The sequence below is a fragment of the Ohtaekwangia kribbensis genome (assembly GCF_042676245.1).
Lineage (GTDB): Bacteria > Bacteroidota > Bacteroidia > Cytophagales > Cyclobacteriaceae > Ohtaekwangia > Ohtaekwangia kribbensis.
Window position 1 is genome coordinate 1,535,120 of record NZ_JBHTKA010000001.1, and the last position, 19,307, is coordinate 1,554,426.

Annotated in this window: 20 protein-coding genes; 12 read left to right on the forward strand and 8 right to left on the reverse strand. The window is 43.8% G+C overall.

The features are described 5' to 3' along the window. The first annotated feature begins 316 nt into the window (after positions 1–316). From ACFQ21_RS06065 to ACFQ21_RS06080, 4 genes are all read left to right on the forward strand, one after another. Positions 317–1,963, forward strand: coding sequence for a beta-N-acetylhexosaminidase (locus ACFQ21_RS06065; protein WP_377576259.1), 1,647 nt, complete (start codon positions 317–319; stop codon positions 1,961–1,963). 175 nt (positions 1,964–2,138) lie between these two features. After that, on the forward strand, positions 2,139–2,486 hold the full coding sequence (locus tag ACFQ21_RS06070) for a hypothetical protein (RefSeq protein ID WP_377576261.1): 348 nt from the start codon (positions 2,139–2,141) through the stop codon (positions 2,484–2,486). Between the two features lie 5 nt (positions 2,487–2,491). Next, complete coding sequence (locus ACFQ21_RS06075) at positions 2,492–2,899, forward strand: DUF5655 domain-containing protein (RefSeq protein ID WP_377576264.1); 408 nt, start codon at positions 2,492–2,494, stop codon at positions 2,897–2,899. Beyond that, on the forward strand, positions 2,896–3,435 hold the full coding sequence (locus ACFQ21_RS06080; RefSeq protein WP_377576267.1) for an NUDIX hydrolase: 540 nt from the start codon (positions 2,896–2,898) through the stop codon (positions 3,433–3,435). Before ACFQ21_RS06075 ends, ACFQ21_RS06080 begins: the two co-directional genes overlap by 4 nt. Here ACFQ21_RS06080 and ACFQ21_RS06085 read toward each other — a convergent pair whose 3' ends face one another. The 3 genes from ACFQ21_RS06085 to ACFQ21_RS06095 all read right to left on the reverse strand — a co-directional run bounded on the left by ACFQ21_RS06085 (position 3,436) and on the right by ACFQ21_RS06095 (position 5,529). Continuing rightward, positions 3,436–4,266 carry a hypothetical protein gene (locus ACFQ21_RS06085; RefSeq protein WP_377576270.1) on the reverse strand — a complete coding sequence of 277 codons (831 nt, stop codon included), beginning with the start codon at positions 4,264–4,266 and terminating at the stop codon, positions 3,436–3,438. It lies immediately after the preceding gene. Then, on the reverse strand, positions 4,266–4,427 hold the full coding sequence (locus ACFQ21_RS06090) for a hypothetical protein (RefSeq protein WP_377576273.1): 162 nt from the start codon (positions 4,425–4,427) through the stop codon (positions 4,266–4,268). Before ACFQ21_RS06090 ends, ACFQ21_RS06085 begins: the two co-directional genes overlap by 1 nt. Before the next feature lie 196 nt (positions 4,428–4,623). After that, on the reverse strand, positions 4,624–5,529 hold the full coding sequence (locus ACFQ21_RS06095; protein WP_377576276.1) for a serine hydrolase: 906 nt from the start codon (positions 5,527–5,529) through the stop codon (positions 4,624–4,626). A gap of 72 nt (positions 5,530–5,601) precedes the next feature. Here ACFQ21_RS06095 and ACFQ21_RS06100 point away from each other — a divergent pair, with 72 nt between their 5' ends. The 4 genes from ACFQ21_RS06100 (at position 5,602) to ACFQ21_RS06115 (ending at position 11,901) form a co-directional block, all read left to right on the forward strand. Next, a complete protein-coding gene (locus ACFQ21_RS06100) occupies positions 5,602–6,549 on the forward strand; it encodes an L-threonylcarbamoyladenylate synthase (protein ID WP_377576279.1) in 948 nt (315 codons plus the stop codon). 129 nt (positions 6,550–6,678) lie between these two features. Next, positions 6,679–7,779, forward strand: coding sequence for a 6-phosphofructokinase (locus ACFQ21_RS06105; RefSeq protein WP_377576282.1), 1,101 nt, complete (start codon positions 6,679–6,681; stop codon positions 7,777–7,779). Between the two features lie 186 nt (positions 7,780–7,965). Beyond that, complete coding sequence (locus ACFQ21_RS06110) at positions 7,966–9,150, forward strand: phosphoglycerate kinase (protein WP_377576285.1); 1,185 nt, start codon at positions 7,966–7,968, stop codon at positions 9,148–9,150. A gap of 237 nt (positions 9,151–9,387) precedes the next feature. Further along, positions 9,388–11,901: a hypothetical protein gene (locus tag ACFQ21_RS06115; RefSeq protein WP_377576288.1), complete on the forward strand. Its 2,514-nt coding sequence runs from the start codon at positions 9,388–9,390 to the stop codon at positions 11,899–11,901. A 67-nt stretch (positions 11,902–11,968) separates the two neighbouring features. Here ACFQ21_RS06115 and ACFQ21_RS06120 read toward each other — a convergent pair whose 3' ends face one another. The 5 genes from ACFQ21_RS06120 to ACFQ21_RS06140 form a co-directional block, all read right to left on the reverse strand. Continuing rightward, positions 11,969–12,478 carry a VOC family protein gene (locus ACFQ21_RS06120; RefSeq protein WP_377576291.1) on the reverse strand — a complete coding sequence of 170 codons (510 nt, stop codon included), beginning with the start codon at positions 12,476–12,478 and terminating at the stop codon, positions 11,969–11,971. Continuing rightward, positions 12,465–12,887, reverse strand: coding sequence for a helix-turn-helix domain-containing protein (locus tag ACFQ21_RS06125; protein ID WP_377576294.1), 423 nt, complete (start codon positions 12,885–12,887; stop codon positions 12,465–12,467). Before ACFQ21_RS06125 ends, ACFQ21_RS06120 begins: the two co-directional genes overlap by 14 nt. 93 nt (positions 12,888–12,980) lie before the next feature. Beyond that, entirely contained in the window at positions 12,981–13,418 is a 438-nt protein-coding gene (locus ACFQ21_RS06130) for a hypothetical protein (RefSeq protein ID WP_377576298.1), read from the reverse strand. Positions 13,419–13,455: 37 nt separating this feature from the next. Further along, positions 13,456–13,620 (reverse strand): hypothetical protein, encoded by a 165-nt coding sequence (locus ACFQ21_RS06135; protein WP_377576301.1) that lies wholly within the window; start codon positions 13,618–13,620, stop codon positions 13,456–13,458. A 345-nt stretch (positions 13,621–13,965) separates the two neighbouring features. Further along, the gene (locus ACFQ21_RS06140; RefSeq protein WP_377576304.1) at positions 13,966–14,178 is read right to left on the reverse strand and encodes a hypothetical protein; all 213 of its coding nucleotides are present in this window, start codon (positions 14,176–14,178) and stop codon (positions 13,966–13,968) included. Between the two features lie 247 nt (positions 14,179–14,425). Here ACFQ21_RS06140 and ACFQ21_RS06145 point away from each other — a divergent pair, with 247 nt between their 5' ends. The 4 genes from ACFQ21_RS06145 (at position 14,426) to ACFQ21_RS06160 (ending at position 19,280) form a co-directional block, all read left to right on the forward strand. Further along, positions 14,426–14,578, forward strand: coding sequence for a lmo0937 family membrane protein (locus tag ACFQ21_RS06145; RefSeq protein ID WP_331958915.1), 153 nt, complete (start codon positions 14,426–14,428; stop codon positions 14,576–14,578). Between the two features lie 175 nt (positions 14,579–14,753). Next, a complete protein-coding gene (locus tag ACFQ21_RS06150) occupies positions 14,754–15,017 on the forward strand; it encodes an RNA recognition motif domain-containing protein (protein ID WP_377576309.1) in 264 nt (87 codons plus the stop codon). A 136-nt stretch (positions 15,018–15,153) separates the two neighbouring features. Then, positions 15,154–16,626: an SLC13 family permease gene (locus tag ACFQ21_RS06155; protein WP_377576312.1), complete on the forward strand. Its 1,473-nt coding sequence runs from the start codon at positions 15,154–15,156 to the stop codon at positions 16,624–16,626. A gap of 185 nt (positions 16,627–16,811) precedes the next feature. Further along, on the forward strand, positions 16,812–19,280 hold the full coding sequence (locus tag ACFQ21_RS06160; RefSeq protein ID WP_377576315.1) for an ATP-binding protein: 2,469 nt from the start codon (positions 16,812–16,814) through the stop codon (positions 19,278–19,280). Positions 19,281–19,307: the final 27 nt, after the last annotated feature.

A 19,307-nucleotide genomic window follows, 5' to 3' on the forward strand; every position in this document is an offset into this window, starting at 1 on the left:
TGCCTGGCATTTCCTTTTATGATTGAACGATTGTAAGATTAGAAGATTGAAAATTAAATTGCTATAGGTGTAAGATATACACCATCGCAAATGATATATATCAGCGCGCAAATTTTTCAACCTTCCAATTTTGTAATTTTCCAACCTTACAATCTTAAAATATTCCAATCTTCTAATCTTCCAATTTTCCCTCCCCCCGATCCTCCAATCCCACCACCAGCCATCACAAGCACACGGACACACTTTCTGATTTCGTTGGTTATTGATAATTGTTTTTCTATTTATGTAATCTACCAATCAACAATCATCAGACACCATGCAAAAACTAAAACTCATCTACCCCCTGATGGCTATATTGCTGCTCGCAGCGTGTAGTAAGAAGGAAGAACATGCAGCGGTAACGATACCCGGTATTATTCCAAAGCCTGTTTCCCTCACCCCCGGAAATGGTCATTTACATTGGGACGGATCGGTTGCCATCATCGCTAAATCGGCAGACGAAAAGAATGTTGGCGAACTGCTCGCCACATTTCTTAAAGCAAAGAACATCGATGCTTCGATCGCAGAATTTTCTGAAGACAAAAACCAGATCGCACTATATACCGCGGAAGATACTACGCTTCACAACGAAGGCTATAAACTTACCATCGATGAAAAAGGAGTAAGTATACAGGCCAACAACGGTGCCGGTTTATTTTACGGTGCACAAACATTACTGCAGCTCTTAACGGAGAACAGTAAAGAAGTTCCTTTCGTAACAATTACGGATTACCCGCGCTTCGCGTATCGTGGACTTCACCTCGATGTAGGACGCCACATGTTCCCCCCGGAGTTCATCAAGAAATATATAGATCTGCTCGCGCATCATAAATTCAACCGCTTTCACTGGCACCTGACGGAAGACCAGGGATGGAGAATCGAGATCAAGAAATATCCGAAGCTGCAGGAGATCGGTGCATATCGCAAAGAAACAGTAATAGGACATGCACGTACTGCTGATCGTAATGACAAAAAGAACTATGATGGCAAACGCTATGGTGGTTTCTATACACAGGAAGAAGTAAAAGAAATTGTGAAGTATGCGGCTGATCGCTACGTAACCATCATTCCGGAAATTGAATTACCTGGTCACGCACTTGCAGCATTATCAGCGTATCCGAGTCTTGGTTGTACCGGTGGTCCCTATGAAGCTGCCACTACCTGGGGAGTTTTCGATGATGTATTCTGTGCAGGCAAAGAAGAAACATTCCAGTTCCTGGAAGGTGTGCTGGATGAAGTCGTAGAACTTTTCCCAAGTCAATATATACATATAGGAGGCGATGAGTGTCCGAAGACACGCTGGGAGAAATGTCCGCATTGCAAGAAGCGCATGAAGGAAGAAAAGCTGAAGGACACCCATGAACTTCAAAGTTATTTCATTCAGCGCATCGAAAAATACCTCAACAGCAAGAACCGCCAGATCATTGGCTGGGATGAAATACTCGAAGGAGGTTTAGCGCCTAATGCAACAGTAATGAGCTGGCGCGGTGAAGAAGGCGGTATAGCTGCCGCAAAACAAAATCACGATGTGATCATGACTCCCGGTAACTGGTGCTACTTCGATCACTACCAGGACACCAGCAAAACAGAACCCCTTGCCATTGGCAATTATACTCCTGTAAGCGAAGTATATTCATATGAACCGGTTCCGCCACAACTTACGACACAGGAGGCAAAACATATACTGGGTGCACAAGCCAATGTATGGACTGAATATATACCCACCAGCGATCACGTAGAGTACATGGTATATCCACGTGCCTGCGCTATGGCAGAAGTGGTATGGTCACCAAAAGAAAGTCGCGATTACAACGATTTTCTGACGCGCATGAACATACATTTCAAACGCCTCGATGAGTGGAAGGTGAACTACGCCAAACACATCCGGAAAGAAACAGACAGTTTAAACGTTTCAAAGAACTAATTGACAACTAACAGAGCACGCTACGCAGGTAGTGTGCTAACCAAACTTTAAGCTTATCTTAGGGCTGCTGATTGAAAACATCAGCAGCCTTATTATTTTTATATCCCTTACACAAAGGAAGTTTCTCTGTGTATTGGGATTTACTGATACGATTAACGAATAACTTATAACGACCATGAAGACAACGCTAAGATCACTTACCGCTGTATTACTGCTGCTTGCAATGATGAGCTTTCAGCTGATCAAGACACAACTCACGATTACTATTCGCAATGAACTAGGAAACACCGAAGCAGGTACAACGGTACGTCTATTCGAAACGGAAGACGATTATAAAGCCGAAACCAACCCGGTAGCCGAAGGGAAAACCGATGCCAAAGGTGTTGTAAAATTCAAGGAGCTGAAGGCTATCTCGTATTATGTTATAGCCAGCAAAGATGATAAAGACAACACAGGTGGTGGAGAACAAACCGGAAAACTGGAAGCGAACCGTATTAACAAAGTTACGATCGTTATTCAGTAACCTGTATGTGGAAATGTCCGAAGTGCGGACGCAGCTTTAAGAATACAAATCAGCGGCATCACTGCGAACGCACTACTGCCGCTGCACAATTTAAAACTCAACCGGAGGTGATCGTTGAAATACACGATCGCCTGCTGGACGTTGTGAAGAAGATCGGTATATTTTCAGTAAGTCCTATAAAGGACTATATCATGCTCAAACACAAGAGCACATTCCTCACCATTAAGCCCCGAAAGAAATATCTTGACATCAGTTTTTTCCTTCCAGAAAAAACCGAAGAGTTTCCCATCTTTGCATCCCTGCAGCAATCGAAAAAACGTGTGCTGCATGCAGCCCGACTCGAGAAGCCCGCTGACATTACAAAGCCGGTTATCCAGTGGATCAAACAATCGTACGACCTGACAAACTCATGAACTATACACGCGCCACGTTAATCCAAGCATTAACAAACTATACCACTACATTTGAAGATGAGAAACCATTTGCTGCCGATTTTCTGAAGTTACTGGAACACGACCGTGCCTTTTATCGCGATCATTTACCGGGACACATTACTGGCTCTGCCTGGATTATAGATGCTGCGCGTCAGTCGGTGCTCCTCACTCACCACGCTAAACTTGATAAGTGGTTACAACCCGGTGGTCATGCCGATGGTGATGAAAATGTATCCGGTGTAGCGTTGCGTGAAGCTGAAGAAGAGACCGGTCTGAAAAATTTCAAGCTCCTGCAGCAAGGTATATTTGACCTGGACATCCATACTATACCGGCACGAAAGGATTTCCCGGAACATTTGCATTACGACATCCGGTTTATATTCGAAGCTGATCCAAATGAAGAGTTAGTCATTACCGATGAATCGCAGGATTTGAAGTGGGTACCACTAAATCAGTTATCCGAGTATACATCCAACATTTCGATCCAGCGAATGCTGCAAAAGGTACTAGGATAATCAATATACCTGTACATGCACGTGATCATCATGGCGCACAGCCTGACAACCGTGAAAGCGAATTTTAGGTGAGGGTAATCCGAGACGTCTCTTTAAATGCGGCTCGATGAATATCTTTTCAACGCTCTTATTCGCTGATAGTATATTTACCAATGCCGCAGTACGTGCGGCATCAAATATATAGTCAGGCTTGTTACGCTGCGGTACGATTTGTTCCATCACACCATACTGCCAATACCCTTTTGAAGTACAGCGTTCGGCATAATTTACTTCAGAACCGCGCGGTGATTCATATACGCCATACCCTATAGCTGATGGAGCATCGTTCAGAGGTTTACCGTTCTTGTCTTTGTAGAAGAATGCAAGATCAAGTTTGCGTCCATCGTTATGGCTCAAGTGTGGTAGCAGCGGGAAACCATTGTAGAACGGAAACCCGGCATCAAGGTAATTCACCGTGCATCCCGAATATTTAGAATCGAGTACCTGATACGATTTCATAACAACATCGCGAAGCGCGGGTCGCACATAGTGTCGGTTCAATAAGCAAGTGCCTATGTTCAGTGGCTTAACTCTACCGCGTAATGGAAGCGGTACCCGTCCAAAATGTTTGGCAGCAAGGGGAACAATCGTAAAATTACTGATCGTATACAACAGGATAAACACAACGGTGCCCGACAAGTATATCTTCCACGATGATGAAAGTCGCTTCCGAAAAAAAAAAATGATACCGATGGTACAGAGTAAAACTATACCACCGGTCTGCGTCACCGCCGTGAGCAGCGCCAGTAGAAAAATCAGCAACAGTATTTTTACTGTCTGCCGAATAAACATTATTTACTACTGATTAAAAGTAATCCGAATGCAATCACCACCAGCCAGAATTTATATACTGAAATTACTGCGATCGATACCCAGCCTAATTGCATCAGCACGGCCAGGAGGACAAGTATAACAGCGATGGCTTTAAGGATAGATCTGGTTTTGTTACTCATGTGTTCGTTAATCGTTACAAGTTATTGGTTAATCATGGCATCCATTTACACGCAGAACATACAGAAGATATTGAGTTACACAGAGAAAAAAAACTTTGTGCGTGCCCCTTTGTGTCTCCTTCGTGATTTCTTTGTGCCATTGGATTCCTGCAAAGCTAAAAATATAGTTTCAGATTTATTGGGGTATACCAAACTATCAATACCATTCCTCTATTCCTTTGGCGGGTTTCCAGTCGGAATCGGGTTCAAAGTAATTCCACAGTAAGTTGGAGACTTTCCTGATCAACACCCACCCCTCATTGTCGAACGTCCAGCGCTGATCATTTTGATTCTTGGTAATGATGCAGAATACATAATCACCATGCGGTGCATTAACCAGTACAACTTCCGACCGTGACTGATTAACAGCACCTTGCTTCGATGCTGCCTGAATATAGGGCGGTATCTGCGAGAGCGCTTCAGTGTCCCAATAGATACGCACCATGTTCCGGTATATACGTTCGCTTACCCGCGGATTAATTACTTTCCCCTGCCGGATGCGTACCACCAGTTCCGCCATTTCCCGCGGTGTGGTTTGTCCCCAGCCATATTTAGCTTTGTTCGCTTCACGTCCCGGTGTTCTCGAATTTACTCTTGTATTGGCAAAGCCATTGCGTTGCAACCAGCTATTAATCGTAGTGCCTGTACCTGCCATTAACTGACACCACAAGCTTGCCGTGTTGTCGCTTGTGGTGATCATCAACATCAGCACAGCTTTCAACGCTATCTTCTCTCCATCCTTAAAAGAACCCAAAAGATCTTCACCCTCATATAGCAGTGAATCTTTATAGACCAGTGTGGAGTCATAACCGATCTCGTTCTTCTCGATCTTGTCAAACATACCAATAGTGATCGGTACCTTGATCATGGACGCTGTAGGAAACAATGTATCCGCCTGGAGCGCAGCAACTTTATCGGTTTTGAGATGCCGCACATAAATACCCACATCACCTTTAAAATCTTTTACAAGAGCCTGCAGTTTCTGTTCGAGTATCTTGTCAGTCTTCTGAGCCTTGCATACCAGGCACAGGCACGACAGCAGCATGATGAGAGGTAAACGCATGTTGTAAAATTTAGCAAATACAACTTACCTGCTTTACCGCAGGGTAGCAAATAAATTTTAGCTTTGCGGTCGATGGCAGCGATCGGAACCGATATTCAATATGCGAAAGCTCTGCTCGAGCAAGGCGATGTGGTAGCAATACCTACCGAGACGGTATATGGACTGGCGGGAAACGCGTTGAACGTTGCTGCCGTAGCGCGCATCTTTGATGTTAAGAACAGGCCGCAGTTTGATCCGCTCATTGTACACGTGCCTGACCTCAACACTGCTGAAAACTATATACAAAATATACCCGCTGCAGCACGACAACTCGCAGACTACTTCTGGCCGGGGCCACTCACGTTGTTACTTGAAAAGAAAGATATAATTCCAGACCTGGTCACATCAGGATTGAGCACCGTGGGCATTCGTTGTCCTGACCACCCATTGACGAGACAATTACTGAAAGAACTTCCATTTCCGTTAGCGGCTCCAAGTGCTAATCCATTCGGGTATGTTAGTCCTACAACACCACAGCATGTCAATGAGCAACTGGGTGACAAGCTACAGTATATATTGGATGGTGGTGCATGTCGTGTAGGCATTGAGTCTACCATCATCGGTTTTGAAAATGATATACCCACGGTATACCGCATGGGTGGATTGAGTCTTGAACAGATTGAACACATCACGGGACCGGTACAGGTGCAGGCACACTCCTCTTCAAATCCAAAAGCTCCGGGACAATTGAAGAGTCATTATGCGCCCGGAAAAAAAGTTATCATTGGCGTTATTGAAGAACTTCTTCAGCAATACCCGGCTCACACATCAGGGTTGCTTACGTTTCATAACGATTTCAACTCACCGTTTCAATATATCTTGTCTCCTTCCGGCAACCTGGACGAAGCAGCACAAAACCTGTTCACTGCGTTGCGTGCCTTCGATAAGATGCCCATCGATTATATACTGGCTGAACTTGTGCCGGAGACCGGATTGGGAAGGGCCATCAACGATCGGTTAAGACGGGCAGCCGCGGAATAACGTGCTATCAAAAATTAATCGTTACTAATTCAAGTATAGCATTGCATCCCCTTGAAAAAGGTTGCAGGCGTTTTTGCTTGCTGCTTACTTTTTTAGTTTTTTTATAGTAAACCATGAACGCATAACAGTATGGAGAAACCAAAAAAAATACTCATCCTCACCGGCGGTGGTGATTGTCCGGGATTAAATGCTGTGATCAGAGGAGTTGCCAAGCGGGCACGCAAGGAAAAAGACTGGGAAGTATATGGCAGTATAGAAGCCTTTAATGGTGTACTCAATGAGCCGCAGGAGATTATTCGCATCACCAGTAAATTTACAGCCGGTATACATGTGCGTGGTGGTACAGTTCTGAAAACAACCAACAAGTCTAACCCTATAAAATTCCCGGTACCTCAAAAGGATGGCACGGTTAAATTTATAGATCGCTCCAACGAGCTCGTAAAAAAACTGAAGGCATTAAAATTCGATGCCGTGATAAATATAGGGGGCGATGGCTCTCAGAAAATATCCAAAGTATTATTCGATAAAGGTATACCGGTGATTGGTGTGCCGAAGACAATCGACAATGATCTTTCTGCAACTGATGTTACTTTCGGTTTTCAAACCGCGGTGCAGATTGGTACCGATAGCTTTGATAAACTTGTAACAACAGCCGAGAGTCATCACCGTACCATGATCATGGAAGTGATGGGACGCGATGCCGGATGGATCGCCCTGCATACAGCTATAGCAGGCGGTGCCGAGATCTGTTTGATACCGGAAATACCGTATGATATAAACAAGATTGTAAAGCGTATAAACCTGCGCTATAAAAAAGGCAGAGGCTTTGTAAATATAGTGGTGGCGGAAGGAGCCAGACCACAGGAAGGAACCATTACTTCGACTGCCGGAGAGAAAGGCTCTGAACACGTGCGACTCGGTGGTGTAGCCTATCAACTTTCAAAACAACTCAAAGATGCCGGATGTAAAGCCGAGATACGTGAGACCGTATTAGGACACGTACAACGCGGTGGAACACCGGTTGCTTATGATCGGGTACTCGCCACGCTGTTTGGTGTGAAAGCTTTTGAACTTGCATTGGCGGGTGACTTTGGCAAAATGGTAGCGCTCAAGAACAACGAGTTCATTGGTGTATCGCTGGAAGAAGCCACCAAAGATTACCACGGTGTAAGTAAAGATTCGTATCTGGTGCAGGCTGCGCGCGGACTCGGTATAAGCTTTGGCGACTGAGATTCGTGGTAAAAATGGCGCTCTGGCGTTGAAACAACTTCAACAAAATGCCATCCAGCAATCGTTTGTTTTGAAAAAAATCAAAATCGCCAAATAGAATCCGGCTTTTTTACGGAACGACATGATTGTAAAAACTCAAAAATCTTAGCTTTGCTGTCCGTAAAATTTTAAAACTACATCCGAACCATGAAGACAATCAACGACATCAACTTTAACGGCAAGCGCGCACTCATCCGCGTTGACTTTAATGTTCCGCTCGATAAGAGCTTTAACGTTACTGACGACAACCGTATCAGTGCTACCATTCCTACCCTGAACAAAATTCTGAAAGACGGAGGAAGCTGTATATTGATGTCTCACCTCGGCCGTCCGAAAGAAGGTCCTGAAGATAAATATTCATTGAAGCACACCATCAAGAAAACGGAAGAGTTGTTGGGTCGTCCGGTAAAATTCGGTGGCGATTGTATTGGTGAAGAAGCTTACAAACTCTCCGCTGCATTAAAGCCAGGCGAAGTTCTTTTACTAGAGAACCTTCGCTTCTACAAAGAAGAAGAGAAAGGTGATGTTGCCTTTGCAGAAAAACTTTCGAAGCATGGTGATATCTATGTAAACGATGCATTCGGAACGGCACACCGTGCCCATGCTTCTACAACTATAGTAGCACAGTTCTTCAAAGATAAATGTGCAGGCTTTGTAATGGCGGCAGAACTTGACAACGCGAAGAAAGTAATGGGTAACGCTGAGAAACCTTTTACTGCGATTATGGGTGGCGCTAAAATCTCTGACAAGATATTGATCATCGAGAACCTGCTTGATAAAGTAAACAACCTGATCATCGGTGGTGGTATGGCCTATACCTTCTTCAAAGCCATGGGCGGTAACATTGGTAACTCACTCGTAGAAGCCGATAAACTTGATCTCGCAAAAGAACTTATCCAGAAAGCAAAAGCGAAAGGTGTAGATTTACTCTTACCGATTGACTCTGTTGTAGCGGATAAATTCGCTGCTGATGCAAACACAGATATAGCGAACAACAACGCGATTAAAGATGGATGGATGGGACTTGACATCGGTCCGCAAGCAACGCAGGTATTTGCAAAAGCAATCGAAAACTCCAAGACTATATTATGGAATGGTCCGATGGGCGTGTTTGAAATGGAGAAATTTGCAGCCGGTACAAAAGCAGTTGCTGAAGCTGTAGTAAAAGCAACGAAGAAAGGTGGCTTCTCGCTGATCGGTGGTGGTGACTCTGCTGCGGCTGTAAACCAGTTTGGTTTTAACGATGACGTAAGCTATGTATCTACCGGTGGTGGTGCATTGCTGGAATATTTCGAAGGTAAAGTATTACCAGGTGTAAAAGCACTTGATTAATTACTGTTATATTCTTTGCAAAGCCTGTGGAATAATTCCACAGGCTTTTTTTATTCAACTATACATTACTATTATTCTCCTACACAATACGTTGTCCTAAAACCTTTCGGGTATATTTCCGTATGGATACCTGAACTACCTATAAACGTTTATACCCTTGCATCTATATAGTTATTGCAGCATTCCGCTCCTGTTCTATTGATTATTTACACTAGCTTTATAGCCAATTTATAAATCATGAAATATTCCCTAGTGTGCTTGTATGCACTCATTGTAACGTTGTCACTATCTGTAGCGCCCCGGGCCGGGGCACAAACCTTAACACCTCAGGAAATTAAAGGTTGCTACTATCATCGCTTTGAAGTCAACATCGATTCGCTTGTTGATGCAATTGAACTGAATGTATGCCTGAATGATCAAAACCAGTTTGTTGTGCACATCAATGCTGACAAGCTTTCCCGAAGTTATTGGGGGGCCTATACCATCGATAACGACACAATTTTATTTACGATAGATCCTTACTTCCAGGAATTTCACCTGGGCACCCGGTATAATAAAAAAGTAAAACAGGGATCTATAAAAATTTCAGTTCATGATACGCCTATAGGCATGTATGGCCTTACGCTCGCTACGTTTGCCCAAGACAGTCTGCATGAGCTTTACTATGTATCTGATTTTGAAAGCAAAGATTCAGTCTACTCAAAAATTGTAGCGGCATTACCCGGAGACAAGATTCAGTTTACAGATGACTATGGAAGTCGTAAAACTTACTCCTATAGCGTGCCTGAAAAGGCCAACGACATTTACGTTACGCGCAATGTCGGCAATTTCTTTACCGCGCATTTAAAAGCCTGGAGAACAAGTGATGGTATCGCCATTACCGAAGCCAACAACAAGAACAACGAACGCATCGATACGTTACAGTATATTTCATTTGACGCCAACATGTTTGTTGCGCGACCGCAGCATTACCCTATTCCCGAAGGGTATACTTACCTGTCGGTTTCTGAGATCATCGATCCCCCGGCAGACAATTATAGCTACGATGACGCCTATTATACAGACACCACTGCATACGCAGACTACTACGAAACCAAAGACACCGTACACTATGTAAACGACTATAAAACGGCCCTGAAACAGGCTAAGGATTCATCGCGCTATCTCCTGCTATACTACGATGCCAAAGGCTGTATAGATTGCGGAAGACATGCCACGAGAGAAGTGTTGCAGGCTTGGAATGATCCGTATACCTATTACGATTTCCCTGCAACATTCAACGGCCAGTATATATTTTACATAGCGCCCGAAAAGGACAGTCTGCGTTTTAAAACATCGGGAGCAACCGAATTGCCGGCAGCCATCATTCTTACTCCGGATGAGAAGCCACTCTATATAGCACACGGCAAAACGTTAGATCTTACCCGTCCCGGATTTGGCGGCTACGATGCATCAACATTCTACGAAAAACTCAAACTTCATGAAACGTTTACGTATTTACCGGAGAAGATCAAAGCCAGCGGTTACGACAGCATCTACATTAACCAATATCTGCAGACGCTCCCGCTTTCCGGTCAATACCAGAACCAACTATACTATAACGATGGTGTGGTCGATGTAACCGCGCCAGCCCTTATACCCGACACTCTTGCTGGTGCCGCTGATATAATTGACAGTCTCACCACCATTGTTACTGATGACAATTATACGGACTACGGCTATGTATATCCACCAGCCGTGGATGACAACTTCTACAGTACTTTCACCTTGCATGCCGACACTGCCTTTGCTCAGGCAATACTCGATTCACTCGTAAGCAAATACTATATCAATGTCCCTGCAGACAGCGCGCGTGCTGCAAACATTGTAAGTATAGTATACCAGTTCGATGATTACTATTGTCCGTTTTACAGCAGTTCGTTCCTCACCACAAATGACACGATCTTCAATCCGCGGATATCCTTTCAATACCTCATCAAGAATTATAACACACTTTCGCGCTATAGCTACCTGTCTGATGTACTGTATTCCGGTTACTACGTTTCACTATATGAGTTAATCAGCAAGCGGGTCAACCGGTTCATTACCTATATTGAAGCCTCCAATGGCGAAAAGCAAAAAGCTCTGGATTTTCAAAAAGAGCTAATCAAACATCTTCCGCAACTTCGTCATTTAGAGATGCCACTATACATCTCGAACCTGGTAGTCTGGTATGATACGCTGCAGCATACGGATCTGCAGGATAAATTTGTAACGGATTATTTGCAGGAGATTGGCGGCAATGCATCTGCCGCGATCGCGAAGACCGATGCCATTATGCAGCAACTGACACGTGAGAACACACCAGATGCCATGAATTATGACTATAGCAACAATTACTATTACTACCTGGGTGGCAATTACCGGTATAATGTCGATGACCAGGCCAGTGTACGGTATGGCTATTACAAGCATGCTGAAACACTGAACCATGTAGCATGGCATTACTATCAACACGTAACCGATAAAGACAAATTACAGCAGGCCGTAACATGGTCACAATCATCGCTGGCGTTGGATCCGGAGAATCCATACTTCCTGGATACGTATGCACACCTCCTCTATAAAACCGGTAAAACCAAAGAAGCAGTGAAGTATCAGAAGAAAGCTGTCTCAAAACTCAACAGCAAAAAGCTTCGGTTCGAGATCGATGATGCCCAGGCGGAAACGATTCGTGCCGACTATACCAAAATGAAAAACAAAACGCTCTAGCAAAAAAAGCATAACGGGTAAACGATATAGTATATCCGTTATGCTTCTTCTTATCATCTATAGCACGTCAGTTTTCCCCTTCTTCTTTCTGTCCGAGTGAGAACCAGTTACCTGAATCATCTTTGAAAAGTGCTTCTATACCATAAAACTCTTTCTTAGGGGCCTTACTAAACTCTACACCTTTGGCTTTAAGTTCCTCGTAGGTAGCATATATATCGTTGCATTTAAAAACACCGAAGCCAAAGGTACCTTTCTTCACCAGGTTCTTCATTTGCTCGGCACTCTCTTCGGTGAACATCATACCCGACTTGATCGGCATTAATGTTATTTCAAGATCCGGCTGATCAGGCGGTGTAACCGTAAGCCAGCGCATGCCCGGCCCCATGGCTGCATCGGTGGCCACTTTAAATCCTAGTTTGTTCACATAAAAATCATAGGCACTGTCCTGATCTAGGACGTAGATGCTTACGTGCGACATTTTGTTGATCATACGCTTGTGTTGTCTTAAGTATAGCACAAAGGTGAACAGCAGCAACTTCTTTCGTTTATCGAAAATTGCTTTTTTAGTGCCAGCCATTTGCCTTCGCAAAACATCCGGGTACAAAGCCCAATGGTTTCTGAGTTACCAGTGCCTTTATCTTTTGATGATAGGCTGTAAAATCGGTGGGTGATATACCTGCCGTGCGCTTGAACAGACTGCTAAAGGAACTCAGACTTTCAAAGCCCACAGCAAAGCATGTATCCGATACGGGCATACCGTTACGCAAGAGCTGCATGGCTTTTTCTATGCGCACGTGAATTAAATACTGATGCGGTGTAAGTCCGTATATTCTCTTGAACAGCCGTATAAAGTGAAATTTCGAGAAGAGTGCTTCGTCTGCTATATTATCCAGATCGATCGCACCGTCATAATGATTATCAATGAAGAGCTTGGCATGAACGATGCGCCTGTATAAATACACTTTCGGATATTCGTCTGCAGCCATGGTATTGCCTCACTCGCGCTAAAAATACAAAAGCCCCGGCAATTACCAAGGCTTCTGTATATATCGGAAACAGGATTGCTATTTAAAACACGTTTATTCAAACAGGTTTGAAATGCGATTACCCAATTCGTTAAATCCTTCCTTTACATCTTTAAAAGTGTTGCGCGCACTTTTACGTACATCCTGCCATGTTTCTTCACTGGCATTCTCTACATCTTCGAGTGCCTTCTCTACACGCTTGCGTTCGTCTTGTAATTCTTCACGCGCATCTTCGAGTTTCTTCTTGCCATCATCTGAAGCTTCATCCATCTTATCATTTACTTTTTCAATTTTCTTATCGATGTCGTCACGCAGTTCGCGCAGGTCAGCGCTGAGTTCATCGCGTTGTTTTTTCACATCGTCTTTAACATCCTTTAAATCTTCTTTCAGCGCTTCCGCTGTTTCGCTTTTCTTAGCAGGCTCACATGCGGTCATCATCAACAGACCGTATGTAAGCAACACCGAAACAATCAATCTCAATAATGTCTTCATACATTTTTATAGTTTATATATACTTTCTTTTTTAACTTCATAGCGTGTCAAGCAACCTGATCAAGTCGAGCAGTTCCTGTCTTCGTTTTACCACTTCATGTTTCAACGAAGCATTTACAGCATCATCGCATTTCAACGCGGTGGTATGTATACCACTACGTTTCTTTTTTAACAGGTTCTTTACACGTTTCAAAAAAATCATAGGTTATTTCGGGGTCGGGTAATAAATGCTTGTCTCATTCGTTCCATTTTTACCGGCTCAACGCTATGGCACAGAAATTTTGGTCATCCGATAACTTTTAATTTCGCCATGATGATAAAACGAAGATTCAATCAACGATGCTTTTGGATAGGTTCCGCCTTCACCATCATCATTACACTTCTGCTATATCTTACCGATGATAAACCTGTGCGTACCGAACAGGCAAATGCACAGAAACTATATCCCCGCAGTATTTATCTACCAGCCAAAAAGTAAATTAAAACCGGGTATTTCTTATTCTATGCTGTATTAACAGGCATTTACAACGATATAGAGCCATGGCTGTTACGCCATGGCTTTGTTTACTAAAACTTTTGCAGACGCGCGCTCCAACATTTGTTTGCGCATGTTGCGAATCGTATTGGTGTGTCTTATCTTCTTCAGACTCTTCTCGGTGGTATCTTCCAGCGGGAAGAAAATGCGGGCCAGGAAATAGGTAGCCGTCATAAAAGCGAGGTAGGCTACTATAAAGGTTAAAATGATCGTTAAAACATTCATAGACAGTAAAATTTAATGATCACCAGAGAAAATTAAATGCCAGAAAACGGAATGCTCCTGTTCATTGTCAAAACATGATTCTGTTGAATTAATCCCCATTTTTTGCGGACACTATTCCCCAATTCTGGCATAACACCCACAACTGTATCCCGATTAGAAAACCATAATCTATACCCTACTCCTGCTTTAAACTATAGCATTTACCGGGTGGCACTGGTTTTTATATATCCTGGTAAATAAAAAAATTATGGGAGACTTACTATATATCATCGCTGTCATCCTGATTATAGGATGGTTGCTGGGTGCATTTGTATTCAGTGCAGGCAGTATAATTCACCTGCTTCTGGTGATCGCCATTATAGCTATACTGCTGCGACTTATTCGCGGCAGAAGTGTTTAGCGGTTATTCTGGATTCATTTCTATGGGCAAGGCCTCGCGCAATCCGTGAGGCCTTTTTTATACCTGTACATACCGTTGTTAATACAAGCATATATAGGAATAATTCGTTATATTTGTTTAGTACACATGTCGCAATACATGTATACCAGTATATTATTTACCTAATATTTATACTATGAATATTTTCGTTGCAAAATTGAACTTCAAGACTCGTAAAGAAGAACTGGAAGCAGCTTTTGCAAAGTTCGGTCAGGTAGCTTCTGCAAAGATTGTTCGCGATAAAGAGACCGGCCGATCGAAAGGTTATGGCTTTGTTGAAATGCCCAATGATGACGAGGCCAATAATGCTATTGCTGCCTTAAACGAAAAAGAGTTTGACGGTAAAGTGATTGTTGTGAAGCCGGCTAACCCCAAGACTGCAGCTTCAGATAATTATTAAAGGTGAATGTGGATCTTCCCGAGTTTTCAAGTCCTCTGATTAAAATCGGAGGACTTTTTATTTGCTAAATATATAGGGCGCTGTATTCATAAAAAGATAAGTTTATATTTAACATTCCAACAAACACTAACGCTACGTGAATAAACAATTTCTTTCAACACGCGTCATTGGTTTCTTTCTTGGCCCGTTGTTATTTATTATCGCTCTGCTAAGTATACCCGCTGATTTTATTTCGCCCGGAGCCAACAAAGTATTGGCCGTAGGTATATGGATGATAACGTGGTGGGTAATGGAAGCAGTAGCCATACCGGTAGCGGCCCTGTTGCCACTCGTCATGTTTCCTATTCTCGGTGTTATGACAGCGGAACAGGCTGCAGCACCGTATGCCAACCCGATCATCTTTCTTTTTCTCGGTGGTTTTATGATCGCACTCGGACTTGAAAAACATAAGCTTCATGAACGTATTGCACTCAACCTTATTCGCATTACAGGCACTTCGGGTAATGGAATTATACTCGGCTTTATGATCTCTACAGCCTTCATCAGCATGTGGATCAGCAATACTGCTACAGCCATGATGATGTTGCCCATAGCGCTCTCGGTTATAAACCTGGTAAAGAAAAATAAAGATCAGGCACCTCACGAATTACCCAGGCCCGAACGAAACTTTGCCCTGGGACTTATGCTGATGGTAGGCTATGCCTCTACACTGGGCGGACTGGCTACCGTTATCGGCACGCCACCCAACGTTGTGTTTAAGGGACTGCTCGAAGACTTTTATCATCAGAGTATAGATTTCGGAGAATGGATGCTGATTGGTGTGCCGGTAGCCACTGCGTTGTTATTGATGACGTACTGGATGGTAACACGATTTCTCTTTCCTAATAACCTGGACAAGATTGAGGGCTCGGACAAACTCATCGCTGATAAACTTCAGGAGATAGGAAGAATACGCAAGGAAGAGAAGTTAGTAATGGCTATATTTTTCATTACTTCTTTCTTCTGGATCTTCCAGGAAGCGATCAATACATATCTCCTTCACAAAAATATACTCAACGATACCAACGTAGCCATGGTCGGTGGTATGCTCATGTTCCTGATGCCGGTTAACCTGGCTGAAAAGAAATTTCTGCTTGACTGGAAAGACAGTAAAGATATACAGTGGGGTATATTATTGTTATTCGGTGGTGGCTTGTGCCTGGCCGATGCCCTGAAACGCGCCGAAATCATTCAACTGGTGGGCCAGATGATTGCAAACGAAAGCTCCTATACTGTAGGACTCATCTTTATACTTATTACCGCCAGTGTTATACTTTCGGAGTTTATGAGCAACGTGGCGCTGGTACAGATTTTTGTTCCGGTTGTATTCGGTATCGCGGATGGACTGGATGTAAATCCGATACTGCTAGCGCTTCCTGTTACGCTGAGTGCCAGCATCGGGTTTATGTTTCCCGTGGCAACACCACCCAATGCCATTGTTTTTTCGAGCGGTTATATCCGCATCAAAGATATGGTAAAGGCCGGTTTCCTGCTGGATGTATTTTCTATCGCCATTATACTGCTGGCATCCGTCACGTTAATGGTATGGATATTCGGACAGCAGTTGTAACTTTATAGGGAGCATCGCATTTATTGGCACTCCAGTCGAAGAGATTTCAGGCGTTCTGTCCGGAAAAGAAAGCCGCCCGATAGCTGTATACACTTTTACAATGCGTAAATTTACAGGGACGACAGAACGCTTTTACGAACGAATGAGGCATGCAGTATTTGCGCGATAAGATATACCCTACCTCCATGAAGCAAAAAGTGCTGGCAGGTTTCCTGTTGGCATTTGTAGCCATTATACTGGCGTTGGGTATAACGCATTTTTCGTTTCGTGAGATGCTCGATACCGTGGATGAACTTTCAGCTCCCAACGAAAAGATCACCATACTGAACCGCGTGTTCGAAGAAATCACAACGCTCGATCAACTGCAACGTGCTGAAGCAATAAAGAATCCGCGCAAGCCCTATAAAGCATTTCTCAATCAGTCGAAGTCTGTATCCATCATGATTGATTCACTCATGCTGATGTCGTGGGACTCGCTGCAACTGGAACGCCTGCGCTCGATGAAAGATATACTTTCACAACGCAACAAACTTTTCTTCTCATACCTCAAGCTCAAATCAAAGTATGCCGAGAAGAAACAGTTCACCAAAAGACTCGATACACTCTCTACCATCATCGAACAAAGTCAGATTGATACCAGTGTTGTAACCACGCAACGCAAAACCATTACTACCTATACAGACTCCATCGTACAAAAAGAACAGGAACGTTCAGGCATCGGCAGACTCTTTGGTAAGAAAAAAACTACGGCTGTTCCTGAAACGCATATCAAAGTACAGGAAGAGTTTAGTGTAAAAGTTGATACGCTGGCCTTCGCACGACAAAACAAAGCACTTGAGGAGGTAGAGCGCATTATGCTCGACCTGGAAGCGAGCCAGCAATCGCAGAGTAAACGCCTGCAGCATCGCGAACTGGAACTCATCCACGCGAACAGTCTCTTCATTAACCGCCTGCTTAACACGCTGCACGAAGTAGAGAATGAAGAATTGCAGAAGATGCGCGACAATAACAACCGCGCAGGATTTCTTTTCAATCAAAGTATATCGCGCATTAGTATACTGGTGCTTGCCTTCTTTCTGATTGCCGCTATACTGGTATATTTCATCTGGATCGATATCAGCAAAAGCAATTACTATAAAGAGCAGCTTGAAGATGCCCGTGATGAAGCGGAAGAACTTAGTAAGATCAAAGAACGCTTTCTGGCCAACATGAGTCACGAGATACGCACACCGTTACAATCCATTATCGGCTTTGCTGAACAACTCAAGAAACATCCGGGCAGCAACCAGGAAGCTGCCGATGCTATCCATAGCTCGTCCGAACATTTACTGCATATTGTAAATGAGGTGCTGGACTATAGTCGTATATCTTCCGGTAATTTTTCATTGGCACATGAACCTTTTAAACTCCTGCAGTTAGTACAGGAAGTTGAAAACGCCATGCGCGTGCAGGCCGATAAAAAGAATCTCACGTTTTTACTCGACACCGAACAGGCTGCAGAACACGATGTGATGGGCGATCCGTTCCGCTTGCGCCAGGTACTCTATAATTTACTTGGCAACGCTATCAAATTTACACACAGGGGTTTTGTAAAGCTGATGATAAAGACGGCCGAGTATCCTGATAAAATTACCTGTGCATTTGATATTACAGATTCCGGCATCGGCATTCGTCCGGAGGATATAAAACGAATCTTCAACCAGTTTGAACAGGCAGGTTCATCTATATTTCAACAACAGGGTGGCGGCTCTGGTCTTGGACTTACCATTGTGCGCTCGCTGGTAGAAGCGCAGCACGGGAACCTGGAGGTATATAGCGAGCCGGGTATAGGATCGACCTTTACTGTAAAGCTTACGTTTGATAAAGCACCGGAAAGTATAATCGACCACGCGCATATACCTAAGCCTGCTTCTGCAATCGCCTCTGCACCATTTACCGGAAAAGTTATACTGGTAGATGACGACACGATGATTTTACGACTCGGCAAACTTATTTTTGACAAGCACGCCATTGCGAATACAACCTATCAGCAATCAGAACGATTACTGGCCGAGCTGCCCGATCCGGACGTAACGCATATACTCATCGACATTCGTATGCCGGGTATTAATGGTATAGATCTCTGCAAGGAGCTCCGCAAGAAATATACTCCTGAAGTAAAATATATAGCGTTAACAGCCCATGTATTTCCACAAGATCAGCAGAAGCTGCTCGATGAGGGGTTTGACAAAGTACTGTCCAAACCTTTCCATGAATATGAGTTATTGAACTTGTTGGGTATATCGGCCTCCACCTCCACGGCTGTATTGGCAGAAACAGCGGTTATAGATTTCTCGGCTGTACGAAAAATGACAATGGGTGATGAAGAACTTTTCCAATCGGTAATCAACCAGTTCCTCGAAGAAACCGAAGCCGACCTTCATTACCTTGACAAACAATTATTGACATTGAACAGTGATGCTGTTCGTGATGTTGTGCATAAACTGGCAGGCCGCGTAGGACAAATGGGCGCTGTAGCCCTCAGCAAAAAACTCCGTGATCTGGAGACCCAGATTATACAAGGTCAAAAAGTTGGAACACTTTCCGGGCGCATCCACCAACTACGCGAAGAAGTAGAAACTCTCGTAAAAGGAGTCCGTGTAGCCGCAGAGTAGAAAAGGTATCTTTAGTATATTTTACCT